Here is a 15,552-nt window from a genome sequence, read left to right as displayed (position 1 = left end):
AAACTTACCCAGGGCCGGATGAAAAGCAGGGCCAAGAGATTAGCTGGGGATAACATCGTAGCAAGGACAGAGAGCTTTCCTGCAGGCATCTACCCTAGAAAACTTCTCGCAGAGGAGCTTTTGGGGCAAAACCGCCCCCTGGATCCCTGATAGAGTTTGCCATCGGCCAGGCCTGAAAGCGGGCAGAATGAGGATAGCGCTCTAGGCCAGTGGGCATAGCGCCAGGGATCCCCATGTCCACCCTCGTTGCCGAATCCTTTCAAACCTATCTACGTCGCCGCCGACATCTGCTAGCCCGCCGTTTCAAGCACCAGCAAGGGTGGGTTGCGGTTTTGGCCCTCTTGGCCTTGTACTTGCTCAGTTGGGAGGCCCTGGGCAAGAGTAAGCTGTTACCGCTCCCGTGGCTAGTGGTGATCCCGCTGCTGGGGGGAGGGCTCTACAGCCTAGGCGCCGCGATGATCTGGAGGCTGCGCCAGCGCTGCTCCGCCCAGCTTTTGGCCGAAATGATCAGCTTGCCCCATTTGGCTTTAGCTGCCTTGATCTGGCTGGGTCTGGCCACTTGGGGAGAGCAGCTTTCCCCTTTCCTGCTACGCCAAAAAAACCAACTGTTGGCCGGCCTGGTACTCAGTTGGCTGGTGGCCCAGGGGTGGAGTTTTCTGCGTCCCGGCTCGATGGTAGAGGTGGGACAACTGTGGGCCGATTACCTGCAGGAGCTACGGGCTTCGGTGCTACAGCCCTGCTACTGCCGCCTGGAGGCCTGTCGCCAGGCGCTGCGCTCCTATCAGGCTATTTGGCAAGACCTCCAACTGGAAGAGCTGGAGGCCCAGCACCTCGTCCAGCTCCTGTCCGAATCCTTGCTGCCGCTGGCCTTGCCCCTCAAAGTCTACGCCCGCCAGGTTCACCACTGCTGTCAGCAGCTAGCAGCCCTGCTGGCGCAGATGCAGGAGCGGGTGGAGCGGCTGGAGCAGGTGCTTTTGGAGGTGGAGCTGGAGTTGGCCTCCCGTCAGCCTTTCCAGGCTCAGGCCCAGCCGATTAACCTCTTGCTGGAGGAGGGGATCCCCTGCCAGGAGCTGGATTTGCAGGAGTTGGTTTGCCTAAACCAGGAACTGCTGGGGGCGGATCGCTCTTTGCAGGGCTTGACCCAGGAGCTTAAGGGTTGGGCCGAAAAAGCCATCCCTGCCGCCTTGAAGCTGAGCCTCCCAGGATGACCAAAGCCGAAAAGACCCCGCTGGTTCCACTGGAGCCCCCCGAGCTCAAGGCGCTGTGGGCAAGGTGGCTGGCAGAGCTGGGTTGGCAACCCACGGAGCGCCAGCAACGGCAACTGCAGCAGCTCTACCCCCTGGTGATGGCCGGCAACCGCACCCAAAACCTCACCCGCATCACTGACCCCATCGACTTCTGGGAAAAACACCTGTGGGACTCGCTGCGGGGCCTGTGCTTGCTGGGTCCGTGGGAGGTCATTCAAACCCAGCCCTGGCGGGGCATCGACGTTGGCACTGGAGCAGGCTTTCCAGGGATCCCGGCCCAAATTGCCCTACCCCAGGCCAGCTTTACCCTGCTAGATAGCACCCAGCGCAAAATTGCCTTTGTGCAAGGCGTTTTGCAGCAGCTCTCCCTGGCCCAGGCGCGGGCAGTGGCCCAGCGGGCGGAAGTTTGGGGGCAAGACCCGCAGGAACGTGGCAGCTACGATCTAGCCCTGGCCAGGGCTCTGGCCGCAGCGGAGATTTGTGCCGAGTATTGTCTGCCCCTACTCAAGGTGGGAGGACGCGCCATCCTCTATCGCGGCCATTGGACCGAGGCCGAAGCCCAAGTCCTGGAGCGGGCCCTCTCCCTTTTGGGAGGGAAACTGGTTCACATCGAAGCCTTCACCACTCCCCACAGCCACAGCGTACGCCACTGTCTGCTGCTGGAGAAAGTGGCTCCCACACCAGCTCTCTATCCCCGCCCTCCTGGTGTTCCCCAACGTCAACCCTTGGGGCGGGGCAAGCCTTCCCAAAGGTTGCAATCCTGAATTTCCTGGCTCGGGGATGTCTGCAGAAAATTTTGGAGGGGGGAGTTTGCAAATGCTGCTGCTAGGACTAAGATGGGGTTGGCATCAGTTTCGGATCAAGCCAAGGGTCTAACCAGGCGAGCTTCCGAACTGAGCGCTAGAGGGTAAAGTTCGGAGTTCGCAGGGTTATGACCATTTTTGTCGGCAACTTGTCCTTCAAGGCCAGTGAAGAAGACCTGCGTCTGGTTTTTTCTGAATACGGCACTGTCAAGCAAATCAAGATTCCAGTAGATCGCGAAACAGGCCGCAAGCGAGGCTTTGCCTTTGTGGAGCTGGAAAACGAAGCCGACGAGCAAAAAGCTATCGAAGAACTGGATGGAGCTACTTGGATGGGCCGAGATTTAAGAGTTAACAAGGCACTGCCGCGTCAGGCCAGCAGTAGCCGAGGTGCTCGTCCCTCCCGCTTCTAGGTCGTCAGGTTGCCGTGTTGAGGGAGTAGCTGGCGTACATCCCCAGCAGGCTGCCGCTGGCGCCAAACAGGGATCCCAGCAACTTCACTTGGTGCAGTCGAGGCACCAGCAATAGGAGAGTGATGCCCACCCCTGTCAGCACGCTGGCGTTGCTTACCTTCAGGATGTTGCTGAAGAGAAAGTGGCTGAGCTCGATGCGGGCCCGCTGGAGGATCCCCAGGGAAAAGAAGGCGGAAGAGACGATCCGAATGGGAGGATCCCTCTTGGGAATCAGCACTTAAGGAACAGCCTAGTGCTGAGACGATGGCTAATTCGCGCCCTGGGGGTGCCAGCAGTCTTTGCCGAGACCACCCTTAATCCCGCTCTCGTCCAAACGGTTGCCGCCGAAGCGGGGGTTCAGGTAGCCGAAGGGGCTCCCAGACAGGAGGTCTGAGTTTTGTATGATAGGGGCTCAGACCCTCGTTCTCTTACCTCGTCCATGCCTGCTGCCATCCGTCGCCCGCCTCGCTCTCTCTACTGTGGCCAAGTGCGCCCAGCCCATATCGGCCAGACGGTTACCCTCTATGGCTGGATCGACCGCCGCCGCGACCACGGGGGCGTGATCTTCCTCGATTTGCGGGATCGCTCCGGCATTGTGCAACTGGTGGCCGATCCCCAGAAGACTCCTCTTTCCTACGAGCTAGCCAAGGAGGTGCGCAATGAGTACGTGGTGCGGGTAACGGGAACAGTTCAGCCCCGGCCTTCCGACTCCTTCAACCCCCGCCTGGCCACGGGCGAAGTGGAGGTTTATGCAGAGCAGCTGGAGATTCTTAGCCGGGTGGCCAAGCAGCTTCCCTTCAGCGTCTCCGGGGAAGAAGGGGAAGAGGTGCGGGAGGAGATTCGCCTGCGCTATCGCTACCTGGACTTGCGCCGGGAGCGGCTGTCGCGCAACCTGCAACTGCGTCACCAGGTCATCAAGGCCATCCGCCGCTTTCTGGAAGACGAGGAAGGCTTCATCGAGGTAGAGACCCCCATCCTCACCCGCTCTACCCCGGAAGGCGCCAGAGACTACCTGGTGCCCAGCCGCCTCAACCCCGGGGAGTGGTTTGCCCTGCCGCAGTCGCCCCAGCTTTTTAAGCAGTTGCTGATGGTGGCTGGTGTAGATCGCTACTACCAAATTGCCCGCTGCTTTCGGGATGAGGATCTGCGGGCGGATCGCCAGCCGGAGTTTACTCAGTTGGACATGGAGATGAGCTTCATGGATCAGGAGGCAATCCTGGAGCTCAACGAGCGGCTCATCTGCCATATCTTCAAAACCGTTAAAGGGATCGACCTGCCCCGGCCCTTCCCACGGCTAACCTACGCCGAGGCCATGGATCGCTACGGTTCCGACAAGCCCGACACCCGCTTTGGGCTGGAGTTGGTGGATGTTTCGGCGGTGTTTCAGGGATCCCGCTTTCAAGTCTTTGCCAAAGCCCTGCAGCAGGGAGGAGTCGTCAAAGTTCTGCCAGTGCCCGGCGGCGATGAACAGATCTCCAACACCCGCATCAAACCGGGCGGAGATCTGTTTAAGCTCGTCACTCAGTACGGGGCAGGCGGTTTGGCCTTCATTCGGGTGCGTCCCGACAGCCTCGACACCATTGGTGCCCTCAAGGAGAGCCTCAGCCCCGAGCAGGAACAGCAGTTGCGGCAGCTGACCAACGCCAAGCCAGGGGATCTGCTGCTGTTTGGGGCAGGGCCTGCGGCGGTGGTCAACGAGTCGCTGGGCCGGCTGCGGCTGCACCTAGGCCATGAACTGGGTTTGATCCCGGAGAATGCCTTGAATCTCCTCTGGATTACGGATTTCCCGATGTTTGAATTCAACGCCGAAGAAAACCGCCTGGAAGCCCTGCACCACCCCTTTACTGCTCCCCATCCTGACGACTTGGCCGACTTGAAGACGGCGCGGGCCCAGGCCTATGACTTGGTCTGGAACGGCGTGGAAGTGGGGGGGGGATCCCTGCGCATCTACCAGCGGGAGATCCAGGAGCAGGTTTTCCAAATCATTGGCCTTAGTCCTGAGGAGGCGCGGGAGAAGTTTGGCTTTTTGCTAGAAGCCTTTGAGTACGGCACCCCACCTCACGGGGGCATTGCCTACGGACTGGATCGGCTGGTGATGCTGCTGGCAGGGGAAGATTCCATTCGCGATGTCATCGCCTTTCCCAAGACCCAGCAGGCCAGGTGCTTGCTCACCGGCGCTCCCTCCGGTGTTGAGCCCAGGCAGCTTAAAGAACTGCACGTGGCCTCCACCTACCACCCCGGCTAAACGACGGATAAGCATCCACCCCTACTTCTTGGTCTCCCTATGCTAGATCTGACCGGAAAGAAAGCCTTGGTAACCGGCATTGCCAACGAGCGCTCCATTGCCTGGGGCATTGCCCAGCAGCTGCACAAAGCAGGAGCTACGTTGGGGGTTACCTACTTGCCGGACGAGCGGGATCGTTTCAAGACGAAAGTCCAACAACTCACTGAGCCCCTGCAGCCGGATTTTCTCCTTCCCTGCGACGTCCAAAGCGATCAGCAAATCAACGACCTATTTCAGGCAGTGGCCCAAAAGTGGGGCCAGCTCGACATCCTGGTTCACTGCCTGGCCTACGTCAAAAAAGAGGAGCTGAGCGGCAACTTTAGCGATATCTCGCGGCAGGGGTTTGCCCTGGCCATGGATGTAAGCACCTACTCCCTGATTGCCCTCTGCCGGGCCGCTAAGCCCCTCTTGAGATCCGGCAGCAGCGTCCTCACCCTCACCTACTTAGGGGGAGTGCGAGTGGTGCCTAACTACAACATGGCTGCTGTCACCAAAGCGGGCCTAGAAACCTGCGTTCGCTACCTGGCAGCCGAGCTGGGCCCCGCCGGGATCCGGGTGAATGCCATTTCTGCTGGACCCATTCGCACCTTGGCTTCCTCGGCCATTGCTGATTTTCATGCCATGCTGCACGCGGTCGAGGAGAAAGCTCCCCTGCGGCGCAATATTACCCAGCTCGAGGTGGGCAATGTGGCAGCTTTTCTGGCCAGCGACCTAGCTAGCGGCATTACTGGCCAGGTGATCTACGTAGATAGTGGATATAGCATCCTGGGTTTTTAGGCTCGGTGGGATCTCCCTGGCATGAACCGCTTTTCCCCCTTGCAGCGGCTGCTAGTGACCTGGATTTTGATGGTCATTAGCGGCTGGCTGGCCCTGCAAGTGGGCCGTCTGTTTGGCCATCTGCTCGCCACCATCCTGACAGCGGCGGTACTGGCTTTTTTGCTCAACTACCCAGTCCAGGCGCTGCAGCGCTACCGGGTCAACCGTGTTGTAGCGGTGGCTTTGGTCTTTGCCCTCTCGGTGGTGCTGCTGGTTTTGGTGGGGATTGCCGTTGTGCCCCTCCTGGCTAAGCAGGTGGTGCAGTTGGGGGCACGGATCCCTGAGTGGGTGGATACTTTACAACATTGGCTTGGCCAGATTAGCCTCTGGGCTGCCGAGCGCAACATCAACCTTGGCCAGCCGGAGCTGGTGAACACTCTCCTCAGCCGCCTGCAGGCCGGTGCTGAAAAAATTGCCAGCCAATCCCTCGACATCCTCCTAGGCACCTTTAACCAGGTGGTCGACTTGGTGTTGGTCTTGGTGTTGGCCTTCTACATGCTGCTCTATGGGGGCCAGTTTTGGCAGGGGTTGCTCAGCCTCTTTCCCAAGCCCTGGGGGCCGCGCATCGGCGAAGCCCTGGTGCTCAGCTTTCAGAACTTTCTCATCAGCCAGTTGGTGTTGGGGTTCATGATGGCCCTGATGCTGGTGCCAGCGTTTGGGCTGCTGCGAGTACCCTTTGGGCTTTTGTTTGGCCTCTTGATTGGCCTGCTGGAGGTGATCCCGCTGGTAGGGGGCTTCATTGGTATTGGCGCGGCAGCAGTGCTGCTGGCCTTCCAGGACATTTGGCTCAGCCTCAAGGTGGTGCTGGTCTCCCTGATCGTGCAGCAGATCAAGGATCGGGTCATCGCTCCCCGGCTGATGGGAGAGCTGATTGGCCTCAACCCGGTGTGGATCTTGATTGCCCTGTTGGCGGGGGCACAGCTGGGGGGCATCCTGGGCGTGATCGTTGCCATCCCCCTCAGCAGCGTGGTGAAGAGTCTCTACGAGGTGGCCCGTTCCGCCGAGTTGGCCGCCGAAGAGGGGTTGGACTTGACGGCAAAGGTGACCTCCCTCGGCAAAAGCCCCCTCGAAACTCGCCGGGAGGAGATCCAGGAGGTCTAGCTTCCAATAGGCATTGTCCTAGCGAATTTTGCCCTCGATAAAGGGCACCTCCAACACCTTTTCGTGGTGGATGGGGCCGTGGCCGAAGTAGCCCCCCTCTCCAAACAGTTCGCCGTGGTCGGCTGTAACCGTGATGTAGGTGTTTTTGGGAACTAGATCGAACAGCTGCTCAAAGACCCCGTCTAAGTAGCGCACCGCCTCAATCTGCCGCTGCCGCAGCTCCTCCAACTGGGCGGCGCTGAAAAAAGGGATCCCCTCCTCTTTCCCTTCATCCAGCCGCTTGAGCACCCCGTTGACCCCCGAAATGTGGGGCCACGCGCTGGGATCCTCATCGGGCAGGGCGTAGGGATAGTGAGTTTCGCCTACATTGAGCAGGTAAAAGCTAGGGCGATCCGGATCAAAGCGCAACTGCTCCACCATAGCCGCCATGTCGTTGTGCCGGGGCATGAGACGGTAGGAATCGAAGTCGCGATTGAGCAGAGTGCTGGGATTGAGCACCGGCATGGAGACCAGGGCGTGGGTGGTGTAGCCCAGTTGGTGCTTCAGGAGCGTTGGCAGGTAGAGGTGAGGCAGCAGGTGCTTGAACTCAATCGGCTGCCGGGTGCCGAGGCGCTCGTTGTAGCGCAAATACTCCTGCTTGTAGTGTTCGGAGGCAAAAACGTGGGTGGGGCTGGTATGGGGCAGCAGGCCCATGAGCAGGTTGTAGTGAGCAGGAGCTGTCCAGGAAGCGTAGCTCCAGCGCTTTTCCAGAGGACCTAGCTTCAGCAAGTGCTTGGGCTTAGCCGCCAGCAGGCTGTCGAAGCGGCAACTGTCTAGCACGATGAGCAGGTAGTTATTCTGCCCCTGGGGTTCGGGGGCGGGCTCAGGGGCGGGGGCTGGAGACGATCTCCACCAGTTTAGGAATCCCATTCTTCCTCCTCTTCAGCAGAGTAAGGCCGCCGGACAATCCGCCAGCTGGGGGTTGTTGCTGCATCGTCCTCAGGTTCGCTGGGTTCGGGGGCAGGATCGCGAATGCGTTCCGGCGGGATATTGGAATAGGAATAGCGGCCTGTCTCAGGATCCGGCAAATCTGGTGGCAAATAGTGGTCGGGGGGAAGTAGCTGCGCTTCCAAAAAGCGCACCCGGTCGAGGAGCTGGTTGAGCTTGCGAATGGCCTGGCGCTGCAACGCCCGCTCGCGTAGCTGCCAAGACCCCACGTACAAAAATCCCAAGCCCACTCCTACTCCATAAGCCATCAAGAGCACCAGCGACAGAGGTACAGCAGGGCCAGCTTGCCCAGCTACAACAACCACCGCTGCCGATCCCCAGTTTTGGACCAGGAAAATCCCCAAGGCCAGGATCCACAGCCCTAGGAGCAGGGAGCGGATGTTCTGGAGCATGACCTCAACCTTCCCTCTCCCCTAGGCTACCACCAATCCCTGGCGGGGGGCAGGACGGGGTTAGTTGAAGGTGTTGGATCCCCAGCCGGGGGCCACTTGAGCGGCCCTGAGGATAAAGGCAGCTAGGTTGCGCAGCGCCTCATCATCCATCCAAGAGGGGGGCACAGGGCGGCAGCCGTAGCTAGGCTTGCTGCCGTCGTAGCTGCGGGGATCCCGCTGGTACTCGACAAGAGCTTGGATAGTGTCGCGGGGCGGAGTGGCACCACGCAAGTCTTTCAGCGAGAGAGAAATGTTGGGAGCGGGCAGGGTAGAGCCGCCCACATGGCAGTTCAAGCAAGCAGATTGGAAGCGGTTTTTCCCGTCGCTCAGCTGCTCCGGAGTAAAGGTAAGGGTGTGTCCCTCCGCATCCCAGGGCAGCTCCACCGGCCCAGTTGCCCGCAGATATTGGCTCACGTAGGGATCCACGCGGGCCAGCGCTGGGCTAGCCAACCCCAGCCAAACTAGGAGCAGGATCCCCGCCCACCTCCAGGCCGGCTGAGGGATCCGCCACCGCTTGGTCCCTTGAGTTTGCCCAGGCATCAGAGATAGGCCGAAAGGTCACTGTGGGATTCGCTCTTGGTGCCGCCCCAGCCGGGCACCGTCTTGGCCTGAACCAAGATATAGCCAGCAATTAACTTCAGATCCTCCTCGGTAAGGTTGCGCAGGCGGGGATACTCGCTCAAGAGCTGCGTGTTGGGATGGTATTCCACCAGGGACTCTACCCCGTCGTAGGTGACTGGGTTTTTGATGTAGTCCACGATTGCCAGCACGTTATCGCGAGGAGGTGTTGCCCCCGCCAGATCCGCAAGCTTCAAGGTCACATCTGGGTTGGGAAGGGTTTGACCCCCCACATGGCACTGGGCACAGGTTTTGTTAAAAAGTTGCTTGCCGCGGGCCAGTTGCGCCTCGGTAAAAGTAATGGTTTCAGTTGGCGACAGGGGTACCGGAGGGATCTGCCTAGCTGCCAGGGCCGGCCACCCAGCAAACCCAGCCAGCCCCAGCGCCAGAATGCAAATCAACAGCCGCCGACGCGCCGCTGCCAGCGCTTTCTGGAAAGAAAAGGATTTGCTAAACATGGGTCTCCATCAATGACTTCGAAAACGGCGTCAGCTTTGCTCCAGCGACAAACCCGACACCAGGATCTAAGGATAGACCATTGGGGATCACTTGCAGACAGGATTTTGGCTTCCCTTTCCCTTCATTGGAGTGTTAAGTTTAATTGCAAATTCAGGATCTCCAGCAGCTAGGATTGGCCTTTGCGACAACAGCTAGCATAAAGCTTAGCCTGCCGATCTGGAGGTTCTGGAGCCGAGTTCTAGGATTGCCCATGTCATCTTTCCGGTTCCAGCCGTTGCGGGTGGCCTTCACCTGTGCAGATCCCAGCCAAGTGCCGATCTCTGTTGACGAGTTGGTAGCGGCTCTGCCGGCCTCGCCGCTTCTGGCCTACACTGAACCGGAAACGGCGGCTCTGCGGGTAGAGATGCTGCCGGATGCAACCTATTACTTCTACCGCCGCGGAGAAGACGTGGCCCTGGCGGCTTTCCGCATCCCAGTGAAAAAGCTGCAGGCTCTGCCCCGCAAGCTTGTGCGGCTGTTGGAGCACGTGGCCGCCTTCGACAACCTCCTCAACCTGCAACCGGCTAGCGACGCCCTAAGCAATGTCCTGGAAGTGGAGTTTCTGCAACTGGAAACGCCAGCCAGCGGCTCCAGGCCCGCCGAGGTCAGACCCCTGCCGCGGGACCCCCAAGGCCAGCTGCAAATCCAGGCAGGCCGCAACCTCGCCATCGCCTTGCGCAATAAGGCCCTCACCCCAGTGCATGTCTGTGTAACAGTCTTTGACGAACGGCAGTGCAGCGTCGGCTTGGTCTATCCCTACCAGCCGGACTTTCCTACTCGCCTGCGCCCCAGCGAAAGCGTGTTGGTCGGCTCTGGCCCTCGCTATCTGCTGCAGATGCAACTGCCCGAAGAGGCAGAGACAGCGGTGGATCGCTTCAAAATCTGGGTCAGCACTACTGGCATGCAGCCGGGCATCATGGCAATGCCCCCTCTGGGGCAAAGACTGGAGCCCCCTTCTGAGGATCCTTACGGATCGGGATCCCGGCTGGATCGGGAAGTTCGGCTGGCCATCCTGGGCAAGGCGGGCAGCACGCCCATGCCGGCTTTTGCGGAGGATCCCTGGTGGTGTATGGAACAAGCTGTCAAAATTGTGGCTTAAGCTAATGCTCTTGGGTGCCTTTCAGACTTCTCGAAGGTGACTTTTTAAGATCCTCTCAAATGTAGCCTCAACCTCATCAACACTGATGAACGACAAATGATAGAGAGAGGATAGACTGGTTTTTGCATCTTGACTAACGTCGGTCAAAACTATGATGGCTTGGTTTCTCTGAAGACCAAGGTCAGAAGCAATCTTGGAAGACTTTTGTACTTTATCTTGGTACTCACCTGTCTTCGACTCTACCCAGTAAAATTGATCATTAACGTGGAAGAGAAGATCCATCTCAAAATCATCTCCGTTTGACAAAGTAACTTTGGCATTTGCTATGTAAGAAAATCAATCTTTCCAGTTTGCCTTTTAGCAAGGCAAATCAACCTATTCCTAACGTATCTCTCCAGCCAGTTTCCTGAGAGAAAATTCAGTGCTTGTGGAGATCTGCTGGCTCTTGCTACTAGCAGACACCTGGGCGCTCTGAAGTATCTATACTCTTCCAAAAATGCAATCTTGTATAGCTCTGTGGCAACCTGGCAAGTTGTGCCAATTACTTGTTGAGGTTCGTCTCTAAGGTTTATTGAGAAAGAGTTTCCGCTGTTCATACTTGACTTAATCATTCCATAGAATCTTTTGATCAAAGAGTACTGACTACCCATAAGGTCAGCTATTTGACTAGCTTCTACTCCCCTTCCTCCATATCTATGCTTCTGATCTTTATGTTTTTCGAGTTTAAGAAAGTTCTATCTTCGATATGTCAACTTCTAGCATGTTAGAAGCAGCTACTTTTTCCTTATCTCTCGGTACATCGTCTGGTAGACTATTCTCTATTGTTTTATGGATGGCATCCTGATCTTTTTGAGAGTTTTGATCTGTAGCTTGGGATATCTCTAATCTGGAAGATTTTTTAAGAGCAACCTGTAGTTGCTGATAGATACCTCTAGCTTCTTTCACTAAGTTTTCTAGGATAGCTTGCTGACTGTTGAGCTGCTCACTATGTTCAGCTAGCTTTACAGATATAGCCTGCGTAAGATCCTTACCCCAAACCTGCAGAAAACTTTGATAACTTTCTAGAAGACGCAGCCTGAACTCTTCAAGATCAGCTTGGATAGACTGTAACCTCTGAGAAGTCTCGTCTGCCAATCCTTCTCCTAACTTGATTAAGGTTTTGTCGAGTTCTTGGCCCAGCAGCCATGAAGATATCTCTCTAATGACCTCTCGCTGCCAGGCCTCTAGTCTAGGATTGGCCTTGTAACGGCGGGCAACGTAAACACCCAATGAGAAACCAACAGCCACTCCAATTAACAAAGCCAAAACGAGGTCCATCAGATTGGCTCCTTGCCCCTATTGTTACTTTTTGCCTAGGTTAACTAGGTTTAGGTTACCCGCCTGTTTCAAGATTCTCAGGCAAGAAGAGGCGTATCTTGTCCCGAAGAGCCGAGCAGGGATCCCAACCAGCTTTGTTGGAGCGCTTTCTGGGCGGGAGTGAGCTCAGGCAAGGCCTCGAGGGTGTACACATCCGGGCGGGGTGGATCCAAGGGGATCCAAAAGTGCTTTAACTGATTGCCTTGGAAGACGCTAAGACAGATGGTTTGGTGGGGCTGATAGGCTGCCAGGCGCTCCGGCAAGGTGGCGGCGCTTACCCGAAAGCCATCCAAAGCCACCAGCTCGTCGCCAGCCCAGATGCCTGCTTTTTGAGCCGGGGAGCCTATCTCGACGGCGCTGATGCGGTTGCCCTCGCCGTTGAAGTTCAGGCCCAGGTAGGGAGGAGGGTTGGGGCGGCTAAAGTGGGCCTTGAGGGTGAGGCCGAACGGATGGAGGTAGGTGTCGTAGTCCAGTTCTTCCGTGCCTTCCACGTAGGCGGCAAAAAAGCGCCCAAGGTCGACACCGGCTGCTCGCTCAAAGGCCTCCCGCAAGTCCTGGTTAGTATAGCCTTTCTCAAACCGGCCAAAGCGCTGCCACAAATCCCGCATGGCCGTGTCCAGGGATCCCCGACCCCCTGAAAGGTGGCGAATGTGCAGATCTAGCAGCCAGCAGACTAAAGCGCCCTTGAGGTAATAGGAAACCTGGCTGTTGAGGCTATTTTCGTGAGGACGGTAGAGCTTGATCCAAGCATCGAAACTGGCCTCCTGCAGCGATTGTACGACTCGACCTGGCGTGCGCTGTAGCCGGCTAATTTGCTCAGATAGGATCTGCAAAAACTCTTTGGCACTGAGGATCCCTGCTCGCAGCAAGATAACATTTTCGTAGTAGCTGGTCGCCCCTTCGCAGAACCAGAGGCAGTCCACATAGTTTTCTTGGTTGTAGTCAATTTTCTCCAAAGCTAGAGGGCGCAGCCGCTTGACGTTCCAAGCATGGAAAAGCTCATGGGCCAGCAGCGCCAAAAAGCGGCGGTAGGACTGAGGCTGATGCAGCTCTAGTCCAGAATAGTTGAGGGTGGCACTGTACTTGTGTTCTAGGCCACCAAATCCCCCGGCCGACAAATGCACAATAAACCAGTAGCGGTTGTAGGGCAGCCCGCCAAAAAACGCTGCCGTGGTTCGGACAATTTTCTCGGCATCGGCCACTGCTTGATCCAAATTCAGGGTGCCCGCTCCCCAGACCACGAAGTAGTGCGGGATCCCTTCCACTGCAAACGAGCGCAACTGGTGCAAGCCCACTTCCACTGGGCTGTCTGCCAGCTCGTCGTAGTCTTCAGCAAAGAAAGACTGGCCAGCGCTAGGATCCCCTGGGGAAGGAGAGGCCAGGGGCCGCAGGCTGGTGGCAATGCGCCAGTCGGGGTGGGGAGGGATCACGGTCAGCGTATAGGGCTCCCGCTCGCGGCCAGGCACGTAGAGAAAGAGCGCCGCCCCATTGAAATAGGCGTGGGTGAGATCCAGATGGTTGGTGCGCACCGTCAGCTCATAGGCATAGACCCGATAGCGGACTGTAACCGCCGAACACCCAGGTGGGTCTACCTCCCAGGTGTTTTTATCAACCTTTCGCCAGTCCAAAGGGCTCCCTTGCTCGCTCAGGGCCTGAAACTCCTGTACATGGCGGGCATGCTCCCGCACTAGGTAGGATCCCGGCGTCCACACTGGCAGCCGCAGCCGCAGGGGCACCTCTGGTTCCACTTCGCGAATCTGCAGCTCCACCTCCAAGAGGTGACTGGCTGGCTCTGGCATCCGCACCGTAAAGTGCTGACGGCCAGGGCGAGAAGGGGTGGCAACCTCAGCCGGCGGGATCCCCATACAACCTTCCCTTGTCGCAACAAAGGAACGTAGCTCTTGCTACAAAGATATCCAGGCAGAGCCTCTTAAGTTTAGGGTAGTCTTCGAGTCGTGGGCAGCTCGATCCAGGTGCCCCAAGCTAACCTCTGGGGTTGATCCTAGAGATAAACTGACCTTGAAAGGTTGACGAATCTCGTGGTGGCCGTCGCAGAAAAATCTCTCATTGCAGCTTTTAAGCAGTTAGGAGGATCTCGCCATCCTCCGGTTATCGAGACTTATGAACGCGGCAAGACCATTTTTCTCCCCGGCGATCCGGCGGAGCGGGTTTACTTTTTGGTCAAAGGGGCGGTTAAGCTCTCGCGGGTGTACGAAAGGGGGGAAGAAATTACCGTTGCCCTCCTGCGGGAGAACAGTATTTTTGGTGTGCTCTCCTTCATTACCGGGCAGCGCTCCGACCGCTTCTATCACGCCGTAGCTTTTACTCGCGTCGAGCTGCTTTCTCTGCCCATCGAACAGGTGGAAAAGTCTGTACGGGAGAACGCTGAGCTGGCCATGTTGCTGCTTAAGAGCTTGGCTTCCCGTATCCTGCAGACAGAGATGATGATTGAAACCCTGGCCCACCGCGACATGGCCTCCCGCCTAGTTAGCTTTTTGTTGATCCTCTGCCGCGACTTCGGGGTGCCTGGCCCCAATGGTGTAACCATCGACCTCAAGCTGTCTCACCAGGCTATTGCCGAAGCCATCGGATCAACCCGCGTCACCATTACCCGTCTCTTGGGAGAGTTGCGCAAGAAAAACTACATTTCTATCCACAAGAAGAAGATCACTGTCCACGACCCCATCCAGCTTGGCTATCGCTTTACCTAGGGGGCCAGCTCTCAACGGCTGAGAGACACCTGCTAGGAGGCGGGCAGCTGAGCCAGGGCAGCCAGGATCTTTTCCCCCATTTCCCGGCAGCCGACCAGGGTCATCCCCTCCGAGTAGATGTCGGCGGTGCGGTAGCCCTGGGCCAAAACCGCCTCGACGGCCTGTTCGATGCGGTCAGCAGCTTGGGGCTGATCCAAGGAGTAGCGCAGTAGCATTGCCCCAGAAAGCACCTGGGCAATGGGGTTGGCCTTGTCTTGGCCGGCAATATCCGGAGCTGAGCCATGGACTGGCTCATAGAGGCCTGGGCCGGTAGCTCCCAGAGAGGCAGAAGGCAACATGCCAATGGAGCCAGTTAGCATGGCCGCCTCGTCGGAGAGGATATCCCCAAAGAGGTTTTCTGTCAGGATGACGTCAAACTGCTTTGGCCAGCGCACCAACTGCATGGCCGCGTTGTCGACATAGAGGTGGGAAAGCTCTACGTCAGGGTATTCGGCGGCAATGGCGGTAACCCGCTCCCGCCACAGTTGCGACACCTCCAGCACATTGGCCTTATCCACCGAGCAAAGCTTGCGCCGTCGCTTGCGGGCCAGTTCAAAAGCTACGCGGGCAATACGATCCACCTCGGCCTCGCTGTAGGCCATGGTGTTGACGCCGCGGCGGGACCCCTGGGCATCGACGAAGATCCCGCGGGGCTGACCAAAGTAGATGCCGCCGGTGAGCTCGCGTACCACCACCAGGTCGATCCCAGCAACCACCTCCGGCTTTAGGGAGGAGGCTTGCACCAGTTGGGGGAAGATCTTCACCGGCCGCAAGTTGGCAAATAGCCCCAAGCCGGCCCGCAAGCCCAGCAAAGCCTGCTCCGGTCGCTTCTGGCGCGGCAGGGTATCGTACTTAAAGTCGCCAACTGCTGCCAAGTAAACGGCATCGCTTTCCTGGGCCATTTTCAAGGTCTCCGGGGGCAAGGGATCCCCCGTGGCCTCGTAGGCTGCTCCGCCAATTAGGCCCTCCTGCCACTGGAGGGAAAACCCCATCTGAGCGGCAACGGCGTCCAAAACTGCCCGACCCACCTGCATAATCTCAGGGCCGATCCCATCGCCGGCTAGGGCAGTAATCCGATAGGTTTGAGCAGCAGAAGAAGAAACGCTCATGGGC

At 57.9% G+C, this 15,552-nt stretch carries 17 protein-coding genes; 9 read left to right on the top strand and 8 right to left on the bottom strand.

The annotated features are described in order from the left end of the window. Window positions 1–233 precede the first annotated feature (233 nt). The 3 genes from NW806_RS02210 (at window position 234) to NW806_RS02200 (ending at window position 2,460) form a co-directional block, all read left to right on the top strand. The gene (locus NW806_RS02210) at window positions 234–1,208 is read left to right on the top strand and encodes a hypothetical protein (protein WP_414409847.1); all 975 of its coding nucleotides are present in this window, start codon (window positions 234–236) and stop codon (window positions 1,206–1,208) included. Beyond that, window positions 1,205–2,011 (top strand): 16S rRNA (guanine(527)-N(7))-methyltransferase RsmG, encoded by an 807-nt coding sequence (gene rsmG / locus NW806_RS02205; protein WP_414406158.1) that lies wholly within the window; start codon window positions 1,205–1,207, stop codon window positions 2,009–2,011. The genes NW806_RS02210 and rsmG overlap by 4 nt, the downstream gene beginning before the upstream one ends. Window positions 2,012–2,178: 167 nt before the next feature. Next, the gene (locus NW806_RS02200) at window positions 2,179–2,460 is read left to right on the top strand and encodes an RNA recognition motif domain-containing protein (RefSeq protein ID WP_414396558.1); all 282 of its coding nucleotides are present in this window, start codon (window positions 2,179–2,181) and stop codon (window positions 2,458–2,460) included. 4 nt (window positions 2,461–2,464) lie between these two features. Here the strand turns inward: NW806_RS02200 and NW806_RS02195 are convergent, their stop codons facing one another. Further along, complete coding sequence (locus NW806_RS02195; RefSeq protein WP_414409846.1) at window positions 2,465–2,737, bottom strand: hypothetical protein; 273 nt, start codon at window positions 2,735–2,737, stop codon at window positions 2,465–2,467. A 15-nt stretch (window positions 2,738–2,752) separates the two neighbouring features. Here NW806_RS02195 and NW806_RS02190 point away from each other — a divergent pair, with 15 nt between their 5' ends. The 4 genes from NW806_RS02190 to NW806_RS02175 are packed head-to-tail and all read left to right on the top strand — an operon-like array spanning window position 2,753 to window position 6,700. Beyond that, on the top strand, window positions 2,753–2,893 hold the full coding sequence (locus tag NW806_RS02190) for a hypothetical protein (RefSeq protein ID WP_414409845.1): 141 nt from the start codon (window positions 2,753–2,755) through the stop codon (window positions 2,891–2,893). A gap of 45 nt (window positions 2,894–2,938) precedes the next feature. After that, complete coding sequence (gene aspS / locus NW806_RS02185) at window positions 2,939–4,744, top strand: aspartate--tRNA ligase (RefSeq protein WP_414409844.1); 1,806 nt, start codon at window positions 2,939–2,941, stop codon at window positions 4,742–4,744. 39 nt (window positions 4,745–4,783) lie between these two features. Then, on the top strand, window positions 4,784–5,560 hold the full coding sequence (fabI, locus tag NW806_RS02180) for an enoyl-ACP reductase FabI (RefSeq protein WP_414409843.1): 777 nt from the start codon (window positions 4,784–4,786) through the stop codon (window positions 5,558–5,560). Between the two features lie 21 nt (window positions 5,561–5,581). Then, window positions 5,582–6,700 carry an AI-2E family transporter gene (locus tag NW806_RS02175; protein WP_414409842.1) on the top strand — a complete coding sequence of 373 codons (1,119 nt, stop codon included), beginning with the start codon at window positions 5,582–5,584 and terminating at the stop codon, window positions 6,698–6,700. An 18-nt stretch (window positions 6,701–6,718) separates the two neighbouring features. Here the strand turns inward: NW806_RS02175 and NW806_RS02170 are convergent, their stop codons facing one another. From NW806_RS02170 to psbV, 4 genes are read right to left on the bottom strand one after another with little or no spacing between them, the layout of a single operon-like run. Next, window positions 6,719–7,609: a sulfatase-like hydrolase/transferase gene (locus NW806_RS02170; protein ID WP_414406162.1), complete on the bottom strand. Its 891-nt coding sequence runs from the start codon at window positions 7,607–7,609 to the stop codon at window positions 6,719–6,721. Then, window positions 7,597–8,079 carry a LapA family protein gene (locus NW806_RS02165; RefSeq protein ID WP_414409841.1) on the bottom strand — a complete coding sequence of 161 codons (483 nt, stop codon included), beginning with the start codon at window positions 8,077–8,079 and terminating at the stop codon, window positions 7,597–7,599. The genes NW806_RS02170 and NW806_RS02165 overlap by 13 nt, the downstream gene beginning before the upstream one ends. Window positions 8,080–8,139: 60 nt before the next feature. Then, window positions 8,140–8,658, bottom strand: coding sequence for a photosystem II cytochrome PsbV2 (psbV2, locus tag NW806_RS02160; protein ID WP_414409840.1), 519 nt, complete (start codon window positions 8,656–8,658; stop codon window positions 8,140–8,142). Continuing rightward, window positions 8,658–9,194, bottom strand: a complete 537-nt coding sequence (psbV, locus tag NW806_RS02155) for a photosystem II cytochrome c-550 (protein ID WP_414409839.1) — start codon at window positions 9,192–9,194, stop codon at window positions 8,658–8,660. The genes psbV2 and psbV overlap by 1 nt, the downstream gene beginning before the upstream one ends. A 251-nt stretch (window positions 9,195–9,445) precedes the next feature. On the opposite strand from psbV, the gene NW806_RS02150 reads away from it, so the two are divergent. Beyond that, complete coding sequence (locus tag NW806_RS02150) at window positions 9,446–10,333, top strand: hypothetical protein (RefSeq protein ID WP_414409838.1); 888 nt, start codon at window positions 9,446–9,448, stop codon at window positions 10,331–10,333. A 723-nt stretch (window positions 10,334–11,056) separates the two neighbouring features. On the opposite strand, the gene NW806_RS02145 is transcribed toward NW806_RS02150, so the two are convergent. Continuing rightward, window positions 11,057–11,650, bottom strand: a complete 594-nt coding sequence (locus NW806_RS02145; protein ID WP_414409837.1) for a hypothetical protein — start codon at window positions 11,648–11,650, stop codon at window positions 11,057–11,059. 77 nt (window positions 11,651–11,727) lie between these two features. Beyond that, complete coding sequence (locus NW806_RS02140; RefSeq protein ID WP_414409836.1) at window positions 11,728–13,554, bottom strand: M61 family metallopeptidase; 1,827 nt, start codon at window positions 13,552–13,554, stop codon at window positions 11,728–11,730. 174 nt (window positions 13,555–13,728) lie between these two features. On the opposite strand from NW806_RS02140, the gene ntcA reads away from it, so the two are divergent. Next, complete coding sequence (gene ntcA / locus NW806_RS02135; RefSeq protein ID WP_414409835.1) at window positions 13,729–14,400, top strand: global nitrogen regulator NtcA; 672 nt, start codon at window positions 13,729–13,731, stop codon at window positions 14,398–14,400. A 32-nt stretch (window positions 14,401–14,432) separates the two neighbouring features. Here the strand turns inward: ntcA and leuB are convergent, their stop codons facing one another. Continuing rightward, window positions 14,433–15,548 (bottom strand): 3-isopropylmalate dehydrogenase, encoded by a 1,116-nt coding sequence (leuB, locus tag NW806_RS02130; protein ID WP_414405859.1) that lies wholly within the window; start codon window positions 15,546–15,548, stop codon window positions 14,433–14,435. Between the last annotated feature and the right edge of the window lie 4 nt (window positions 15,549–15,552).

Origin of the sequence: Synechococcus sp. W65.1 (genome assembly GCF_047461615.1) — a bacterium.
Classification (GTDB): Bacteria; Cyanobacteriota; Cyanobacteriia; order Thermostichales; family Thermostichaceae; genus Thermostichus.
Note: the sequence above shows the minus strand (reverse complement) of the source record. Positions and strands in the feature narration are given on the sequence as shown.

Coding starts and splice junctions, on each gene's coding strand:
- NW806_RS02145 (WP_414409837.1), bottom strand. CDS start 11,650: ATGGACCTCGTTTTGGCTTTGTTAATTGGAGTGGCTGTTGGTTTCTCA.
- NW806_RS02210 (WP_414409847.1), top strand. CDS start 234: ATGTCCACCCTCGTTGCCGAATCCTTTCAAACCTATCTACGTCGCCGC.
- NW806_RS02140 (WP_414409836.1), bottom strand. CDS start 13,554: ATGGGGATCCCGCCGGCTGAGGTTGCCACCCCTTCTCGCCCTGGCCGT.
- fabI (WP_414409843.1), top strand. CDS start 4,784: ATGCTAGATCTGACCGGAAAGAAAGCCTTGGTAACCGGCATTGCCAAC.
- NW806_RS02175 (WP_414409842.1), top strand. CDS start 5,582: ATGAACCGCTTTTCCCCCTTGCAGCGGCTGCTAGTGACCTGGATTTTG.
- psbV (WP_414409839.1), bottom strand. CDS start 9,194: ATGTTTAGCAAATCCTTTTCTTTCCAGAAAGCGCTGGCAGCGGCGCGT.
- leuB (WP_414405859.1), bottom strand. CDS start 15,548: ATGAGCGTTTCTTCTTCTGCTGCTCAAACCTATCGGATTACTGCCCTA.
- rsmG (WP_414406158.1), top strand. CDS start 1,205: ATGACCAAAGCCGAAAAGACCCCGCTGGTTCCACTGGAGCCCCCCGAG.
- NW806_RS02165 (WP_414409841.1), bottom strand. CDS start 8,079: ATGCTCCAGAACATCCGCTCCCTGCTCCTAGGGCTGTGGATCCTGGCC.
- NW806_RS02150 (WP_414409838.1), top strand. CDS start 9,446: ATGTCATCTTTCCGGTTCCAGCCGTTGCGGGTGGCCTTCACCTGTGCA.
- NW806_RS02170 (WP_414406162.1), bottom strand. CDS start 7,609: ATGGGATTCCTAAACTGGTGGAGATCGTCTCCAGCCCCCGCCCCTGAG.
- aspS (WP_414409844.1), top strand. CDS start 2,939: ATGCCTGCTGCCATCCGTCGCCCGCCTCGCTCTCTCTACTGTGGCCAA.
- psbV2 (WP_414409840.1), bottom strand. CDS start 8,658: ATGCCTGGGCAAACTCAAGGGACCAAGCGGTGGCGGATCCCTCAGCCG.
- NW806_RS02200 (WP_414396558.1), top strand. CDS start 2,179: ATGACCATTTTTGTCGGCAACTTGTCCTTCAAGGCCAGTGAAGAAGAC.